Below are 14,981 nucleotides of genomic sequence, written 5' to 3' on the forward strand. Positions count from 1 at the left end.
CCGTGACACATCTGTTAGAGGTCTCCAATCTGAGAATTTGGGACGGCAGTACAGGCGAGATCATCATTCGGGGAAGTTCTTTTCATGTCAAGAAGGGAAGCTGCCTGGCTATTGTCGGAGAAAGCGGGAGCGGCAAATCGGTAACCTGCAGGGCCATTATGCGATTGAACAAATCGGGAATTCGCCAATCCGGGGACATAGTGTTTAAAGGGGAGGACCTGGGTGTTCTTTCGGACAGCGAAATGAGAAAGAAGGGAGGAAAGCAGCTTTGCATGATCATGCAGAATGGCATGAGCGCTTTTGATCCATCTTGTGTGGTGGGCGTTCATCTTCAAGAGACGCTTCAGCAGCATTTCGGCTGGAGCAAGGACGTGATCACGTCTCATATGAAGCTTGCCATGGCAAGTGTGATGCTGAAAAACCCGGTCGAGGTAATGAACAAGTATCCTCATCAGTTGTCGGGCGGCATGCTGCAGCGGATCATGATTGCACTTGCGATTGTGCTGGAGCCCGACCTCATCCTTGCGGATGAGCCCACAACGGCACTCGATACGATTTCGCAGTACGAGGTCGTCGAACAGTTTATTCACTTGCGGGAACGAATGGGAGGCTCGATGATATTTGTTTCTCACGACTTGGGAGTCGTGAGGAAAATCTCCGATGAGGTTTTGGTTATGAAAGACGGGATCATCGTGGAGCGGGGAACCACCCAGGCGATTTTTGCTGAAGCCGAGCATGAATACACCCGATATCTGGTTTCCACGAAGCAGGCGCTGCATCATCATTTCAGACGAGTGATGGGGGGCGTTGGCGTTGCTAAAAGTTGAATGTGTGGAGAAGTTCTATACGAAGGGCGGATTGTTCTCAAGCGAAAGGCAGCATGTCCTGAAGAACATCACCTTTCAGTGCCGCCAGGGAGAATGTCTCGGTATTATTGGGGAGAGCGGCAGCGGCAAGTCGACGCTCGGACGCTTGATTCTGGGGATTGAGCAGCCGGATGGGGGATCGATCCGGTTCGAGGAAGTGAACGTGACGGATCGGAGAACGAGATCCGGGAATATAAGCGCCGTATTCCAAGACTATACGTCTTCGATGAATCCCTTCTTCACGGTAGAAGAAGTGATCAAGGAGCCTCTGCGTCTGATGCGGATGAGTAAGCAAGCTATGCATGATAAGCTGGACGTGTTATTGAATCAGGTAGGTTTGAATCCGTCTTATCGCAAAAAATACCCTCATGAGCTGTCCGGGGGCGAGGCTCAAAGAGTAAGTATAGCCCGCGCAGTCGCTACGGAACCGAAATTGATCCTGCTTGATGAAGCTATCAGTTCCTTGGACGGATCGGTTCAGATCCAGGTACTTGAATTATTAAAAAGCTTAAGAAACATATACAACATGGGGTATATCTTTATCACCCATGACATCCAAGCCGCCGCTTATATCTGTGACAGCGTAATGATCATTCGCGACGGCCAAATCGAAGAGGTGGTCAGGGTTGAAAAATTGAAGGACGTTCAGTCCGCTTATGCCAAAACATTGCTGCAGATGATCCTTATATAGAAAACAGAGAACAAGGAGGAGTGACCGGGTGAGAGGAGCGCTATCATGGCCATTTCTGCGGCTGTATTTAGTAACACTTTCCTACTTTAGCGCCAATTCGATATTGAATGTGATTATCCCTCTTCAAGGGGAGTCGCTGGGAGCAACGAATACAACCATCGGGATCATCATGGGGGCTTACTTGTTCACAGCCATGTTTTTCCGGCCGCTGGCAGGTCAGATTATTCAAAAGTATGGACCCATTCGAGTATTGCGAACGATTCTGATCATCAATGGATTCGCATTGATGTTGTACCCGGTTACCGGTTTGGAAGGTTATTTTGCCGCCCGCGTGATGCAAGGCGTGTGTACGGCTTTTTTCTCGATGGCATTGCAACTGGGCATTATTGACGCGCTGCCGGATCAGGATCGTTCCCAGGGGATCTCGCTCTATTCGTTGTGTGCCTATATGCCAGGGATTGTAGGACCCTTGCTGGCGCTGGGGATTTGGCAGGCTGGGGATATGAGTGACTTTGCGATGGTCATGATCGCCCTTGCCGTCTTTACCGGGTTGATTGGTTACAGCGCGAAGATGGATCACAAAGATTCGGCCGTGCCAGCTACAGGCCAGGCAAAGCAGGGGGCGGCGATGTTCAAGTCCTTTGGCGAGCTCGCCAAAAATCCTTACTTATTTACATGCAGCGTCCTCATGCTGACGGCTTCGATTGTGTTCGGATCGGTTACGACCTTCATTCCGCTGTACGCCGCACAAATCCAGGGGGGCCATGCCGGGTTCTATCTTATGCTTCAGGCAGGCACTCTGGTCTTGTCCCGGTTTACACTGCGGAAGAAGATTCCTTCAGACGGCAAATGGCATTCCTCATTCATTATGGCCATTATACTGATGGTAACCGTCGCCGTGCAATGTGTGAGTTATTCTTTAACAGGCGGGGCCGTCTTTTTCTATATCGGTGCCATCGTCATGGGGGTCGCTCAAGCGCTTCTCTATCCGACGCTGACCACGTATTTGTCTTTTGTACTGCCGCAGTCAAGCCGCAATATGTTAATCGGATTATTCGTAGCTACGGCCGATTTGGGCGTGTCGCTGGGCGGGGTCATGATGGGACCGATTGCCGACCTGACTTCCTATTCTTCCATGTATATGATCTGCGCAATGCTGGGTGCGTCGATGATCCTGTTCGCTTATGTTCGACGGACCAGTTTAGTCGAAGCGAGCCAATCGATGTAATGCAGCACATTGGGAATGAGGCGCTGGACCGAATGGATCTATCTGGGAAGCATCGGCGTAGTCTCGCTGATCGGACAGGTGTTCCTCACGCGGGCCTTTACCCACGAGAACGCCGTGGTGGTCGAGGTCACCCGGTATGTCGGGATCGTGTTCAATGCGGCATGGGGCTTCTTGTTCTGGGCGGAAGTTCCGGATGCCATGACCGTCGCCGGAGGAGTGCTGATTGTGGCCTCCTGCATTCTGCTTTCGCGAAGGAAGCCGGCGAAGGCGGGATGAGGCTGTCCTGATGGGCATGCAGGGATTGACAAGATTACGCATACATAATATATTATTTGTACGTAAAACAATTACATTATGTCAGCTTGTCATTCACTACCCACCGAAAGGGGCGGAAGATTCTGATGGCAGATGAACACTTCGCAGTACACCGGATCGATGAGGGGATCTATCACTTGTTCGAAGCAGCCGGCGTCGGCTGTACGCTTGTGACCGGTACGGACCAGGCCCTGCTGCTGGATACCGGGTATGGCTTTGGGGATCTGGAGAGGACCGTCCGGCGGCTGACCGATCTGCCCCTTCTCGTCGTGAACAGTCACGGCCATATCGACCACATCGGAGGGAACCACGCCTTCGGCGAGGCTTATCTGCATGAGGACGATATGGACTTGGCCCGGCAGCACAGTTCGGAAGCCCTGAGGGAAGGGATGCTGAAGGCGGTAGACTCGGGCGTGCTGCCGGACGGATTCCAGGGAGAGGCGTATATCCGCCGGAAGCTTCCATCCTGGACCGGAATCCGCGAAGGACACGTGTTCCGCCTCGGAGACCGGGATCTGGAGGTATATCACACGCCAGGGCATTCGCCGGGCAGCATTGCGCTGCTCGACCGCAAGACCGGGACGCTGCTTGGCGCCGATACCGTGATGCCGATGGTGTGGTTGTTCCTTCCGGAGAGTACATCGGTCTCCGTCTACCAGGCCAGCCTGGAGAAGCTTCGCCGGCTGCCGTTCCGCCGGATCGTCTCTTCCCACTTTCCCCATGCGCTGGACCGCTCCTGCCTGGAAGGACTGATCCGCTGCGCGTCGCGGATCGATGTCTCGAAGAGCGTTCCCTATTCGACGCCGCTGGCCGAAGGCGAGGCGCTGCTCTACACCGAGGAAGGGGAGGCGGGAGAGGAGAGCCGGGTGTCCATCGCCTATCACATCAGCAAGCTGGCCGCCGCTCCTCAATAACGCCGGAAGCTGCCCCTAGGTGGACGCGATGACTTCGCGGCGCCTGATCCGGCTTCGGAGAGGACTGCTTCCGCTCCGAACCGACGATGAAGAGCAAGACGGTCCGGTTGGAGGACATAATGCAGGAGGAAGCCGCCCGGCAGCAGCGGCCCCGAGAGCGGCATGACTGCGGGCGGGGGATAGGGGAGGAAGCGATGGAGCTCACGGCAAGGACTTCGTGCCTCTCCATGATGAAGGTTCTCTGAAAGGCTTGGTCGCCCTTGGCCTCCGTGGTATAGTATTACATGAACTTCTACATCCAACCGGAAAAGAGGATAACCATGATCGATCATATCGTACTCGTCAAATTCGGCGAATCCACCACGCAGGAACAGCTTGCCGAGGTTGTAACCCGTTTCAAGGCCCTGAGGGAGCATCTGAGCGGCATTGTGGACCTGCAGGCCGGTCTGAATTTCTCGGAGAAGAACCAGGGCTACCAGGTGGTGCTCTCGGTCCGCTTCGAGGACCGGGCCGCGCTGGCTGCCTACGGCCCTAACCCGCGCCACCAGGAAGTGGCCGCTTATATCCGCGAAGTCGGACGGGTTGACAGCATCGTAGTGGATATCGAGATTTAAGGGAATACACAGATCAGCACGACCAAAGAACCTTGAGAGACGGGGCATTGCACTGCCCGGCCGCTCAAGGTTTTTTGGTTGGTCTATGGGTGCCGATACCGGCGTGTCCCCGGTCTTCTCCGCCCGGCTCTCTCTCTTCCCCGGATGTACGGTGCCGCTGTACGTACTTCCAGACGAGCATTGCAAGGAACATGGAGCTGATGAAGAAGCCGAAGAGCATCTCCGCAGCGGCTGCCAGATGGGCGAGCGCGCCACGGGGGGAGATATCGCCGTACCCGGTGGAGGTGATGGTCATAACGCTGAAGTAGAGAAAGTCGCCTTCCGTCAGCATTTCGCCCGTGAAGGAGGTTCCGTCGCAGAGACGGTACAACTCGTGGAATAGAATCGCATAGCTGAAGACGATGATCGACAGCAGAATCGCTGAAGCGGTGAAGATATGGCTTACGCCGGACGAGGAATTCGGGATGCTGTCCATGAACTCGACGATCATCCGGGTCCCGGCTCCCAGCAGCACGACCGCAGCGAGGCAGCGGATTCCGGCGGCTGCCGGGTGGAGCGAGACCGAGGCCCCCAAGACCTGCTCCCAGAACAGGAGAAAGACGAGCAGGGCCGCCGCCCCGCCGTATGCGGCCAGCTTCCGGCTGCTGAACTCCGAGCCCCGCTTGGGTTCTCTGGTGCCTTTCATTGCCGGTTTCCCCTCCCCTTGGCTTGTCAAGTAATCCCATCAGGGGGTACTATGCCCGAAGCCGGCCCGGTTTATGCGGTGCGGCCCTATGTGAAGCAGGCAGAGGGGCCGCGGCGGTCGGCGTTCTTCCCGCTATTCAAGGAAGGAGAAACATGCGGAGCAGGAGCGCGGTATCCGGAATTCGGTACTCGCTGTCCCTCGTATGCAGCACCATCAGACCGGAGAGCACCGAGAAGTAGGAAGCGATAAGCTCCTCCGCCGGTTCGGGCACGATCTCGCCGAGGCGCTGCCCCTCCTGGAACAAGGGCAGCATGACGTCGATGAAGCGGGCCATGGAGTATTGCGCGATGAGTTCCTTTGCTTCCGCAGGCACGCCGTCCGATGTGCGCGCCTGGTGGATCAGCATGAAATATTCCGCGCCGTCTTCCTGCAGAATCTGTTCGGTCAGCAGTCGCAGCTTCCCGGCTGGAGATCCAGGGAGGTCATAGAGCTGCCTAACGGACTCATCGGCGGCAACGACGGCTTCCTCGATCAGGGAAGTGAACAATTCGTCTTTGGATTTGAAATAATGGTAGAGAAGGCCGTGCGAGACGCCGGCAGCCGCGGCGATCATGCTCATTTTGGTTCCGAGAATGCCGCGGCGGGCGAATACTCCAAGGCCGGCCTGCATAATTTGTTCTTTGCGCTGGTCGCGGATTTGGCCCAGCCGATCTTCATTTAATGGCGACAATGCTCGCAAGCTCCTTTATTGGACGGTGTCTGGTATCCCGCCTGAGGAATGATAGGGTCCTGGTCATGAGTATACCACTGCCGTCCGTCCGGTGCAGCTAGGCCGATGGTGTTTCTGCCGGCTGCGGACGGAAGAAAGCAGGTAACAGCGCTCCCGGAAGTTCTTCCGCCGGCAGCCCGTGTTCGGCCGACAGGGCGTGGAACCATGCCTTCTCCGCTTCGGAAGCCCCGGCGAGCACGGCTGTCACCAGCTCTGGCTGGGCCAGCTTATTGGGGGACACCAGGAGCGTATTGACCATCCAGTACAATCCGTAGAGTTCCATATTCTGTTCGCGGATCGAGTGCGCCAGATACAGATCGAAATAATGGTGGGCGAATTCCACCCCCACTAGCGGCTCGGAGCCGGCATATTCCACGCCCGGCCAGCGCAGCCCCGCCGTGCAGTTCAGCCACCAAGCGGGCTCCAGCAGCTCCTGAATTCTTCCCAGAATGCGAATCTCCATGCCGGGACGGGCGGAGAGCAGCTCTTCACGGAGGGCTTCTTCGAGAATCTCGGCCTCCATGGCGGCCGCCGTAATGCCTTGGCCGAAGATCGGGTCAAAATGGCAGAAGGCATCGCCAAGCACGAGCAGCCCCTGCGGCCAATCGCTCATGAGGCCGAAGCGCTGCCGGACCAGCTCCGGCACCCGGAAGCCGCGGGGCGGTCCGAGCGGCTCCAGCTCCTGGATGGACTCCGCAAGCGCAGGGGAGGTCAGGCGGGCAGCCTCGTACGGATACGCCTCGGGCGAGGTCGTAGGGTAGAGGCCGCCCGCGCTGTAGAGCGTGCTCTCGGCCGTATCGTCCTCGATGACCGAGAAGACGCCGGTAGGGATGCGCTTCTCGGGCTGTCCCGACGTATGGATGACCTCCCAGGGCAGCTGCTTGCCTGCGGGAACACGGTAGCGGCGTGTGCTGTAAGCCAGATCCAAGCGGAGAATGTCCGGTTCAGGGACATCGAATCCCAGATCCCGCAGCCAAGGGACCAGCCGGGAGAAGCGGCCCGAGGCATCCAGCACGAGATCGGCGCTGAGGGGGCGGGGCGCCGCATCCGCCGGACCGCGGCTGCGCACCCTTACGCCGGTGACGGTGCGGCCGTCCGCGGACACCTCAAGCCCGGTCGCCTCGTGCCGGGTGAGGAAGGAGACACCCGGCAGCGCCTGCACCCGGCGCCGGAACACCCATTCGAGCAGGGCACGGGAGCAGGAGGCGTTGTTCTGCGGGTCGGGTCCCATGATCAGGGAGCCATAGGCATTGCTCATGTGACTGGTCATGCCGAGGGAGGACGGGGCGCCGTGGGTGAGCAGCTCCTCGTTGAAGCCGGGAAAGTAACGCTCCAGAACTTGAATGCCCCGGGGCGTCAAACGGTGCGGATGGAAGGCTTGGGGCGTCCCGGCACGGTTCGCAGGCTCCGAAGGAAGCTCATCTCTCTCCACGACGAGCACCTCACGGTATACATCGGAGAGCACTCTTGCGGCCAGCAGGCCAGCCATGCTTCCTCCGATAATAATAGCTGTGCCAAGGTGGCGGTGTTGGTTCTGCTCCATAGGTAATCGCTCCTTAGATTGGGGATGGGCGGCAGGCTATGCAGCGGACCGGATGTAATGGGTGTGCCGTATGACCTTACTATAATTTAGATTGACTGGATCAGTCAACAATAAAATACAGAGGCATGTCCCTTGCCGCGGCAGCAAGAGGGCGATTCATACCGCAGCGGTCCGCATGGCAAGCGTAACGCACGAACAGCCGCCCGGCATGGGAACCGGGCGGCTTCGTCGCAAGAGACAGAGGCAGAGACAACGACAGAGACAGGCCAAACGAATGTCAGCCGGGAGTAACGCTTTTCGCCGGGAAACCTGCCCGGCGGTCCCGCGGGCAAGGATCTATAGCTAGGGCTCCTATGGTTCCTGTACCTATACTGCATCGTACTGGTCTGCATCGTACTGGTTCTGCCTCCGCTTAGCCGCGTTCGTACCACTTGCCGGACATCCACTCCGATGCTTTCCAGCGCAGCACGTCAGGGGAGGCCAAGTGGGCGATTTCCTTCAGAAATTCGGCGCGCTCGATCTCGGTCATCGGCTTGAAGCTCTCCGCAGCCGCGAGGTTGCGTTCGAGCTGGTCCATGGATTCCATGCCGACGATCGCCGTGGCGACCGGCAGGGACCAGGTGTACCTCAGCGCTTGCTCGTACCAAGGGCCGAGCTTGCCGAGAGCGAATACTTTCATCCCGACTACCGCCGTCCCGCGTTCGGCCGCTGTTGGCAGTAACTCATGGGCGAAGCTGTAGATGAAGTGGTCGGCTGCCGACAAGGCCACAAGCGCGCTGTCGAAGGGAAAGCGTCCCAGCGCTTCCACCTGCACAAGCGGATTCGTATGGCCGCTGATGCTCAGCGCCCGCACTACGCCCTGTTCCTTGGCCTCCCGCAGCGCCTGCAGGGCCCCGTCCTCCGCGAAGCAGGCGTCCAGCTCCTCCATCGTCATGATGTTGTGCAGCCGCCACTCGTCCACATGATCGGTTCCGAGCCGCTTCAAGCTCGCTTCGAGCAGCCGCCACGAGCCGTCCCGCGTCCGGTCATGCGTCTTGGTGGCGATCCACACGCCGCTGCGTTTTCCTTCCAGGGCTAGCCCCAGCCGCTGCTCCGACTGCCCGTCCGAGTAGCTGGGCGCCGTGTCGAAGTATGTGATGCCCGCTTCGATCGCGCGGTGTACGATGCGTACGGCTTCCTCCTCTGTGCATCCGTGCTCGTCCACGATGCGCTGGGCGCCGAAGCCGAGGATCGGGAATGTTCGTCCCGTCGATCCGAACGGTCTATGTTCCAAGGGTACCTTCTCCTCTACTGATAGGGTCTGCTGCTGTAGCAAAGTATACCATACCCGGGCCGGCAGGCGGGAGCAGCGGAGGACGCCGGCAGGTGGAAGAGGATGGAATACCGGGAGGGCACTCTGGGAAAAGTAACCTCTGGGCCTCGCTACCCGGCCATTGATCCCACCACCCAAAGGAGATAATTCCCATGCCATTCGGCGCTCACGAAACGATGGAAGTCCATGAAATTCTGAACGAGAAGATGAATCTGATCGGGCATTTGGCGCTGTATGCGCAGATGGCCCAATCCCCGGCGGTCCGCGACCTGGCGGCGCGCCACCTGCAGACGGCTGCCGCAGGCTACGACCAATTGGTAGGCTATACCCACGACTACAGCGCGGCGAATGCGCCGGGCCCGGGCCTGCCGGGATACAACACCCAGGTGCGTCCGGAACAAATCCTCTACGGTCTGGATCGTCCCGCCCCCGTAGGCCCGGTGCTTCAGGGCACCCTGAACGACCGGCAGATTCTCGCCGCGGTGCTGTCCGCCCACAAAGCTTCGGCCAAGACCCACATGCAGGCCTGCCTTGAGTGCGCCGACCCGAATGTCAGACGTATGCTGCAGCAGGGGGCGAACCTGTGCGCCGAGCAGGCGTACGAGACGTTCCTGATCATGAACCAGCAGGGCATGTACCAGGTGCCAACGATGCAGGACCACACGGCCAAAACATTCCTGCACGCCTACCAGCCTTCGAACCCGATGTAAGCCGGGGCAGCACAGAGGAGGACAAACCTATGGAAGCGCAAGTACAGCAAATTTTGGAGCGGATCCGTTTTGCCGCCGCCCTGTGCGAGCTCGATACCGCCAAATCCAAGCTGGGTTCAGACCGTCTGCAGGAGCTGATCGGCCATCTCGATGCGATGAGAGACCGTTTTGCCGGGCTGCACACCCTGCCGGCGGAGCGCGGAGAGGTGATGAGCCTGCGCCAAAGCCTCGCGGGCCTGCGGACCGAGCTGCGTCCGTGCATCGGCGAGGTAGAAGCGAAGCTCGAAGAGGTATTGAACGAATACCGTACCGCCCTCGGCGGCGATAAGGAAGCGTTCGAGAAGCTGAGCGAGGAAGAGCAGGCGGGCAGCCGGCCTCTCGCCTACGGGTTCAAGCAGGATTACCGGACTTTAAAGGACCTCTCCGAGGTCTTGTCCCTGATCTCCGCGGATCTGATGAACCTCAGCGACCGGGTGGAGCATCGCTTCCTGCACAGCCATCCGGCTTCGGAGACCGGAGAGTACGAATACAGGGACAATGTGCCGCCGCCGCCGAGCCTGTCGCCCTAGGATAGGCGGCAGTCTGTCTGCGCAGGTGCTGCGCTGCCAGCCGTGAGCTTCCGATTGAGGAGGCCCACGGCTGTTTGGCATGCGGCCCCGTTTGCTTATTCGCTGCAATGGTACACGCTTTTGCTTTCTTTCCGTGAATCTGACAACGCTCTTCGACAGTATATTCCGGCGGGGGGAGGTATTCTAGTAGATAGTGAGATCAACCGTTACCAGAGAGAGGATGATAGAGTAATGAACATAGAATCGGCAGCCCAAAGCGTGTTCGTGTCGGCGGTTTCCTTGAAGCGGTGGTGTGTATTGATGGAGAAACACGGATATCAGTTCACAGTGGACGGGAAAGGGGAGCGGGATTTCTCCGAGCGGGATATGGAAGCCGTGAAGCTCATCTCGATGAAGCTCCTCGACAAGAAAGAACTGCGGGAAGCGGTCAAAGAAGTGGTAGAGCAGTATACGGCGCCCGCCTCGGTAAGCGATGACACCCAAGCTGCAGCGAAGCTTGCGGCCGACCGGGAAGAGATCAAGGGACTCATCGATCATTTGTTCGAGCTGCGGATGAAGGAGTATATGGAGAGTACGGACCAGCGTCTGGCCGACTTGGAGGTGCTGTCCAAAGAAACCGGTACGAAGGTCTCGAAGCTCGAGAAAGACCAGGACGCCATCGTCACGGAAGTGTTGGTGCTTCATGAGAGATTCGACGAGGTAAGCAGGCAGAACGAAGCCCACCGCAAAATCCGCGAGGATGAAATGATGCATATGATGAAAGAAATTCTGGAGACGAAGCGGATGGCGGCGGCCGCAAGGCAGCGGCGCTGGCAGCATGTATGGAAAACGGTCACCCATTATTTTTCGCAGAAGAAGGAAACGCTCGAGGGCGGCGCGACCCGCTGAAGTATAGATTTTCCAGTCCTGCTCCATACTACAAGGTATACAAGTAGAGCGGAGGGCGGGGACATGACGAATCTATTTGAGGCGGCGGCCGAGCTGATGAAGTCTTTCGTTCACGGCAGCGGGGACAAGCAGCCCATGCATGTCGGGGAAGTGATGCACTGCTGGGCGTATTTGGCCTCGGTCGGCGATGCGAACAATTATGTGAAAATGGGTCTGAACACCACCAAAGACGAAGACCTGCGTTCGATCCTGGCGGATTCCCTGAAGACCTGCGAAAGCCAGAGAAAGCGCTTGACGGAAGTCCTCTTGTCGGAGGGTGTTCCTCTGCCTCCGTTGTCCGAGATGAAGCCCGACTGCAATCCGGACGACATCCCTCAGGGGGTCAAGCAGACGGACAATGAAATCGCCAACGGAATCAGTATCAAGGTGGCCATCTCGATCGTCGACTGCGCGACAGGGATCGCCCAGTCGATCCGGCCGGACGTAGGGCTGTTATGGGCGAGCTTCCAGGAGGAACATATGAAGCTGGCCGCCGCTATCCGTCCTCTCCTGAGCAAGCGGGGATGGCTGAAGCAGCCGCCCTTCTACGTTCCACCGGGCTCTCCGGTCCAGTAGCCTGTGCACCGGGTTCCCGGTGCAAGCCCTGCGGACGCCCGGCATTTTGGCCCTTTGCGGCTTTCCTTCGGGAGAGCCGCTTTTTGCGCTGCCCGCGGCAGGACTTGCGGCTGCCCCGTGCTCTTGGGATATAATCGTAAGGAGAACTTCCGCCCCCAACCCGTCATCTTCCCGTCTGTATCCCGTTGTATTCCCCTAGGACGATGAAAGAAAACGCATTCACCAGAACGCATTCCATGAAGAAAGGGGCGACCCCATGTTCGACCGTAGAGAAAGCTTGAAAGAATACATGAGGCTGTACCCAGTCACCTTGGCGCTGATCCTGATTCAGGTTCTTGTCTGGTTCACGATGGAATGGTACGGCTCATCGAATGACCAGAGGACCCTGCTGGAGTTCGGGGCGATGTTCGCTGTCCCTGGACTGGAGCCCGAACCCTGGCGCTATGTTACGGCGATCTTCATTCATATCGGGTTTCAGCATCTGCTCTTCAACAGCTTCGCCTTGTATGTCTTCGCGGCGCCGCTTGAGCGTCTGCTCGGCCGGTGGAAGTATCTGTTGTTCTACCTGCTGTGCGGAATCGCAGGCAACGCGGCGAGTGCCCTGATGCATGACGAGCCCTACATCGGGGCAGGGGCGTCGGGAGCCATCTACGGCGTCTACGCCGCATTCCTGTTCTTGTCGGTCTTCCGCAAGGACCTGATCGATTATGCGACGAAGCAGACGGTCGGGACCATCGTCATCGTCGGATTCGTCTATTCCCTTATCGTCCCCCGGGTCGATCTGTATGCGCATGGCGGAGGTTTCGTAGGAGGGCTTCTGCTCTGCGGGCTGATCAGCCTTGCGGTAACAAAGAGATCCTCTGGGCAGCCGCTTGATAAGGGGAGGGATGGCGACGGGCAGGAGGATATGCGCTAAGCTATAAGACCGAAGGTCCTGTGAATTCCGGCAAGGAGAGAACCGAACAGGAACAGGAACAGCGGTATCAACCCATCAGGACGGGGCTGTGCCCTGCCACAGAAGGAGCGATTCTCATGCATCCGGTCAAGAACGAGATTGGTTCGTCTTTATTCCTGTCCGTCATATCGCACCCGCCCGGGATTGGTACTGCTCCCTGCTGGGACTGCCCTCGGGCGGCGAGATTCTCTTCGGTCATTTGTTCAACTTCAAGGATCCGGACGGCAATCACCTCATGGTGTGCCGTTATAAGGGGGAGGGGCCGGAGCCCATACTGCAGATAAGGCAGCAGACGGGCAAGTGCTTGCGTCAGTTGTGGGCATCCGGGCAGCAAGGCCTTCCCCGCAATATACAAAAGGAACCACTCCGTAAGAGTGGTTCCTTTTTTTCAGTGGCTCGTAATATTAAAGTTTCACAACGTTCGCAGCTTGTGGGCCGCGTTGACCTTCAACGATGTCGAACTCTACGTCTTGGCCTTCGTCGAGAGTTTTGAAGCCATCGGATTGAATCGCGCTGAAGTGTACGAATACTTCTGTGCCGTCTTCGCCGGCGATGAAGCCGTAGCCCTTTTCAGCGTTAAACCATTTTACTTGACCCTTCATGTAACTTCCTCCTGTGTACAACAACAAATTTTTTCTTACAAGCCTATTATAAGCGTTTTGCGGAAAAAAACCAAATTTTGAAGCGGATTTTTTAAAAAATATTTTTTTGCGGCCTGCGAAGCCGCTCCGGGCCTGGGGAGTCGTTGCTTCCGCCTATTCACACCGGGCGTTCTTTCCCTTATCATGGCAGTGGAACCTTGGAGTTCAACGCGATGAACGGAGGATAAGCGATGAAGCGGATTGCAGTGATAGGAAGCGGTACCGCGGGCCTTCACCTGAGTTACGCGCTTGCGGCAAGCGGAGCGTTCGCAGTCACCGTATTCACGGACAAGACGCCGGAGGAGGTGAAGGCGGGGCGTGTCAGCTCGACTCAGGTTCATTTTGCCAAGACGAGAGAGCGGGAGGCCGCCTACGGTATGCCGGCCTGGGAGGAAGGCCCCGAGCTCAGCTGCATTCACGTGACCGTGGGCGGGCAGAAGCTGTTCACGGGAGAGCTGCAGGCACCGGCCCGTTCGGTGGACCAGCGGGTTTACTTCGCACGGTACATGGAAGAGCTGGAGCGCAGGGGCGTCGTCTTCGAATACGGCCGCGTGGACGCAGCGCGGGCGGGGGAGATCGCCGCACAGTTTGACTTGCTCGTCGATGCTTCGGGCAAGCGAGGGCCGCTGGCACCCTTTCCTGCGGCGGAAGAGCCCGCTATGCCCGCATCTCCCCAGCGCAAATGCAGCGTAGGCTATTTCCATGGGATAACGCCGCTTGCGCCTGCCGGGATCTCGATTCAGATCCTGCCCGGGACAGGCGAGCTCTTCGAGATCCCGGCGCAGACCGCACACGGTCCGGTCACGATTCTGTTCATCGAGGCCGTTCCAGGCGGCGAGCTCGACTGCTTGAGCGGGATCAAATCCCCGGAGGACTTCCGGGACCGGATGCGGGGGGTATTGGACCGCTTCTTCCCGGGGACGGCCGCAAGAATCGACGATAGGGGCCTGCGCCTGTGCGATGAACGGGGGTATGTGCAGATGGCGGTCCAGCCGGCTGTCTTCCGGCCATACTGCATGGTGGGCGGCACGCTGGCGGTAGGCTGCGGAGACAGCGTAGTGCTGAACGACCCCATCACCGGCCAAGGATCGAACACGGCGTCTTACTGCGCCGAGCAGCTCTATCTTACGCTGATGGAACAGAGAGACCGGCCATGGAACGAAGCGACGGGAGAAGCGTACGCGCAGCGGATCCGACGCCATGTCGGCGAGGTGACGCAATGGACGAACGCGATGCTGGGCCCGCTGCCGGAGCATGCGGCTGCCCTCTTGATGGCAGCCGCCGGGGACCAGGACATGGCGAAGCGCATAGCGGGCTGGTTCGCGGACCCGGGTACGGCCTATGAAGATTTGTTCGGGGGACGATAGGCAGGCAAGTAAGCAAATAAGCAGGCTAACAAGCAAACAGCAGGCAGGTAGGCTCCCCTTAAGGGGGTTGCGGTGATCCTGCTTCAAATTCAAAATCTTGCGGGGATAATCGCGACAGCCTCCCTGGCGGCGCAGAAAAGAGGGGCATGATGCAGCTGGCGCATCATGCCCTTCTTGTGGTACGCCCAGCATGGGCGTCATCTCTAGGGTGAAAGTCCCGAACGGGGGCTGGCGAACGCCTACCGTTAGCCAAGAGCAAGGGTGTCCACCGTGAGGTGGAATCTGAAGGAAGCTGGAGG

The 14,981-nt window shown here is 58.3% G+C and carries 19 protein-coding genes; 14 read left to right on the plus strand and 5 right to left on the minus strand.

Going from position 1 to position 14,981, the window contains the following annotated elements:
- Nucleotides 1-2: 2 nt before the first annotated feature.
- The 7 genes from cntD to O9H32_RS17425 all read left to right on the plus strand — a co-directional run bounded on the left by cntD (nt 3) and on the right by O9H32_RS17425 (nt 4,628).
- Nucleotides 3-827, plus strand: a complete 825-nt coding sequence (gene cntD / locus O9H32_RS17395; protein ID WP_269867389.1) for a staphylopine uptake ABC transporter ATP-binding protein CntD — start codon at nt 3-5, stop codon at nt 825-827.
- A complete protein-coding gene (locus O9H32_RS17400) occupies nt 814-1,557 on the plus strand; it encodes an ABC transporter ATP-binding protein (protein ID WP_269867390.1) in 744 nt (247 codons plus the stop codon). Before cntD ends, O9H32_RS17400 begins: the two co-directional genes overlap by 14 nt.
- A 28-nt stretch (nt 1,558-1,585) precedes the next feature.
- The gene (gene cntE / locus O9H32_RS17405; protein ID WP_269867391.1) at nt 1,586-2,785 is read left to right on the plus strand and encodes a staphylopine family metallophore export MFS transporter CntE; all 1,200 of its coding nucleotides are present in this window, start codon (nt 1,586-1,588) and stop codon (nt 2,783-2,785) included.
- Between the two features lie 15 nt (nt 2,786-2,800).
- Nucleotides 2,801-3,061, plus strand: coding sequence for a DMT family transporter (locus O9H32_RS17410; RefSeq protein ID WP_269867392.1), 261 nt, complete (start codon nt 2,801-2,803; stop codon nt 3,059-3,061).
- 125 nt (nt 3,062-3,186) lie between these two features.
- Entirely contained in the window at nt 3,187-4,014 is an 828-nt protein-coding gene (locus O9H32_RS17415) for an MBL fold metallo-hydrolase (RefSeq protein ID WP_269867393.1), read from the plus strand.
- Nucleotides 4,015-4,100: 86 nt separating this feature from the next.
- The gene (locus O9H32_RS17420; RefSeq protein ID WP_269867394.1) at nt 4,101-4,259 is read left to right on the plus strand and encodes a hypothetical protein; all 159 of its coding nucleotides are present in this window, start codon (nt 4,101-4,103) and stop codon (nt 4,257-4,259) included.
- Nucleotides 4,260-4,334: 75 nt separating this feature from the next.
- The gene (locus O9H32_RS17425) at nt 4,335-4,628 is read left to right on the plus strand and encodes a Dabb family protein (RefSeq protein ID WP_269867395.1); all 294 of its coding nucleotides are present in this window, start codon (nt 4,335-4,337) and stop codon (nt 4,626-4,628) included.
- A gap of 64 nt (nt 4,629-4,692) precedes the next feature.
- Here O9H32_RS17425 and O9H32_RS17430 read toward each other — a convergent pair whose 3' ends face one another.
- The 3 genes from O9H32_RS17430 to O9H32_RS17440 form a co-directional block, all read right to left on the minus strand.
- On the minus strand, nt 4,693-5,313 hold the full coding sequence (locus O9H32_RS17430) for a potassium channel family protein (protein ID WP_269867396.1): 621 nt from the start codon (nt 5,311-5,313) through the stop codon (nt 4,693-4,695).
- A 136-nt stretch (nt 5,314-5,449) separates the two neighbouring features.
- On the minus strand, nt 5,450-6,043 hold the full coding sequence (locus O9H32_RS17435; RefSeq protein WP_269867397.1) for a TetR/AcrR family transcriptional regulator: 594 nt from the start codon (nt 6,041-6,043) through the stop codon (nt 5,450-5,452).
- A gap of 97 nt (nt 6,044-6,140) precedes the next feature.
- Entirely contained in the window at nt 6,141-7,625 is a 1,485-nt protein-coding gene (locus tag O9H32_RS17440; RefSeq protein ID WP_269867398.1) for an NAD(P)/FAD-dependent oxidoreductase, read from the minus strand.
- A 132-nt stretch (nt 7,626-7,757) separates the two neighbouring features.
- Here O9H32_RS17440 and O9H32_RS17445 point away from each other — a divergent pair, with 132 nt between their 5' ends.
- Entirely contained in the window at nt 7,758-7,916 is a 159-nt protein-coding gene (locus O9H32_RS17445) for a hypothetical protein (RefSeq protein WP_269867399.1), read from the plus strand.
- Nucleotides 7,917-8,037: 121 nt separating this feature from the next.
- On the opposite strand, the gene O9H32_RS17450 is transcribed toward O9H32_RS17445, so the two are convergent.
- On the minus strand, nt 8,038-8,898 hold the full coding sequence (locus O9H32_RS17450; protein WP_269867400.1) for an aldo/keto reductase: 861 nt from the start codon (nt 8,896-8,898) through the stop codon (nt 8,038-8,040).
- Between the two features lie 191 nt (nt 8,899-9,089).
- On the opposite strand from O9H32_RS17450, the gene O9H32_RS17455 reads away from it, so the two are divergent.
- The 5 genes from O9H32_RS17455 (at nt 9,090) to O9H32_RS17475 (ending at nt 12,635) form a co-directional block, all read left to right on the plus strand.
- A complete protein-coding gene (locus O9H32_RS17455; protein ID WP_269867401.1) occupies nt 9,090-9,647 on the plus strand; it encodes a spore coat protein in 558 nt (185 codons plus the stop codon).
- A gap of 29 nt (nt 9,648-9,676) precedes the next feature.
- On the plus strand, nt 9,677-10,216 hold the full coding sequence (locus O9H32_RS17460; protein ID WP_269867402.1) for a hypothetical protein: 540 nt from the start codon (nt 9,677-9,679) through the stop codon (nt 10,214-10,216).
- 231 nt (nt 10,217-10,447) lie between these two features.
- Nucleotides 10,448-11,104: a hypothetical protein gene (locus O9H32_RS17465; RefSeq protein WP_269867403.1), complete on the plus strand. Its 657-nt coding sequence runs from the start codon at nt 10,448-10,450 to the stop codon at nt 11,102-11,104.
- A gap of 63 nt (nt 11,105-11,167) precedes the next feature.
- Nucleotides 11,168-11,719, plus strand: coding sequence for a DUF3231 family protein (locus tag O9H32_RS17470; RefSeq protein ID WP_269867404.1), 552 nt, complete (start codon nt 11,168-11,170; stop codon nt 11,717-11,719).
- Between the two features lie 256 nt (nt 11,720-11,975).
- Entirely contained in the window at nt 11,976-12,635 is a 660-nt protein-coding gene (locus O9H32_RS17475; protein WP_269867405.1) for a rhomboid family intramembrane serine protease, read from the plus strand.
- 443 nt (nt 12,636-13,078) lie between these two features.
- Here the strand turns inward: O9H32_RS17475 and O9H32_RS17485 are convergent, their stop codons facing one another.
- A complete protein-coding gene (locus O9H32_RS17485) occupies nt 13,079-13,276 on the minus strand; it encodes a cold shock domain-containing protein (RefSeq protein ID WP_013919082.1) in 198 nt (65 codons plus the stop codon).
- Nucleotides 13,277-13,506: 230 nt separating this feature from the next.
- Between O9H32_RS17485 and O9H32_RS17490 the strand changes: the two genes are divergently transcribed.
- Complete coding sequence (locus O9H32_RS17490; RefSeq protein WP_269867406.1) at nt 13,507-14,682, plus strand: styrene monooxygenase/indole monooxygenase family protein; 1,176 nt, start codon at nt 13,507-13,509, stop codon at nt 14,680-14,682.
- Nucleotides 14,683-14,981: the final 299 nt, after the last annotated feature.

This window comes from Paenibacillus caseinilyticus (genome assembly GCF_027533645.1).
GTDB lineage: Bacteria > Bacillota > Bacilli > Paenibacillales > NBRC-103111 > Paenibacillus_G > Paenibacillus_G caseinilyticus.

What these genes read in the sequence shown, in the direction of transcription:
- O9H32_RS17410 (WP_269867392.1), top strand. Translation starts at nt 2,801, where the DNA reads ATGAGGCGCTGGACCGAATGGATCTATCTGGGAAGCATCGGCGTAGTC.
- O9H32_RS17415 (WP_269867393.1), top strand. Translation starts at nt 3,187, where the DNA reads ATGGCAGATGAACACTTCGCAGTACACCGGATCGATGAGGGGATCTAT.
- O9H32_RS17420 (WP_269867394.1), top strand. Translation starts at nt 4,101, where the DNA reads ATGAAGAGCAAGACGGTCCGGTTGGAGGACATAATGCAGGAGGAAGCC.
- O9H32_RS17425 (WP_269867395.1), top strand. Translation starts at nt 4,335, where the DNA reads ATGATCGATCATATCGTACTCGTCAAATTCGGCGAATCCACCACGCAG.
- O9H32_RS17430 (WP_269867396.1), bottom strand. Translation starts at nt 5,313, where the DNA reads ATGAAAGGCACCAGAGAACCCAAGCGGGGCTCGGAGTTCAGCAGCCGG.
- O9H32_RS17440 (WP_269867398.1), bottom strand. Translation starts at nt 7,625, where the DNA reads ATGGAGCAGAACCAACACCGCCACCTTGGCACAGCTATTATTATCGGA.
- O9H32_RS17455 (WP_269867401.1), top strand. Translation starts at nt 9,090, where the DNA reads ATGCCATTCGGCGCTCACGAAACGATGGAAGTCCATGAAATTCTGAAC.
- O9H32_RS17460 (WP_269867402.1), top strand. Translation starts at nt 9,677, where the DNA reads ATGGAAGCGCAAGTACAGCAAATTTTGGAGCGGATCCGTTTTGCCGCC.
- O9H32_RS17465 (WP_269867403.1), top strand. Translation starts at nt 10,448, where the DNA reads ATGAACATAGAATCGGCAGCCCAAAGCGTGTTCGTGTCGGCGGTTTCC.
- O9H32_RS17470 (WP_269867404.1), top strand. Translation starts at nt 11,168, where the DNA reads ATGACGAATCTATTTGAGGCGGCGGCCGAGCTGATGAAGTCTTTCGTT.
- O9H32_RS17475 (WP_269867405.1), top strand. Translation starts at nt 11,976, where the DNA reads ATGTTCGACCGTAGAGAAAGCTTGAAAGAATACATGAGGCTGTACCCA.
- O9H32_RS17485 (WP_013919082.1), bottom strand. Translation starts at nt 13,276, where the DNA reads ATGAAGGGTCAAGTAAAATGGTTTAACGCTGAAAAGGGCTACGGCTTC.
- O9H32_RS17490 (WP_269867406.1), top strand. Translation starts at nt 13,507, where the DNA reads ATGAAGCGGATTGCAGTGATAGGAAGCGGTACCGCGGGCCTTCACCTG.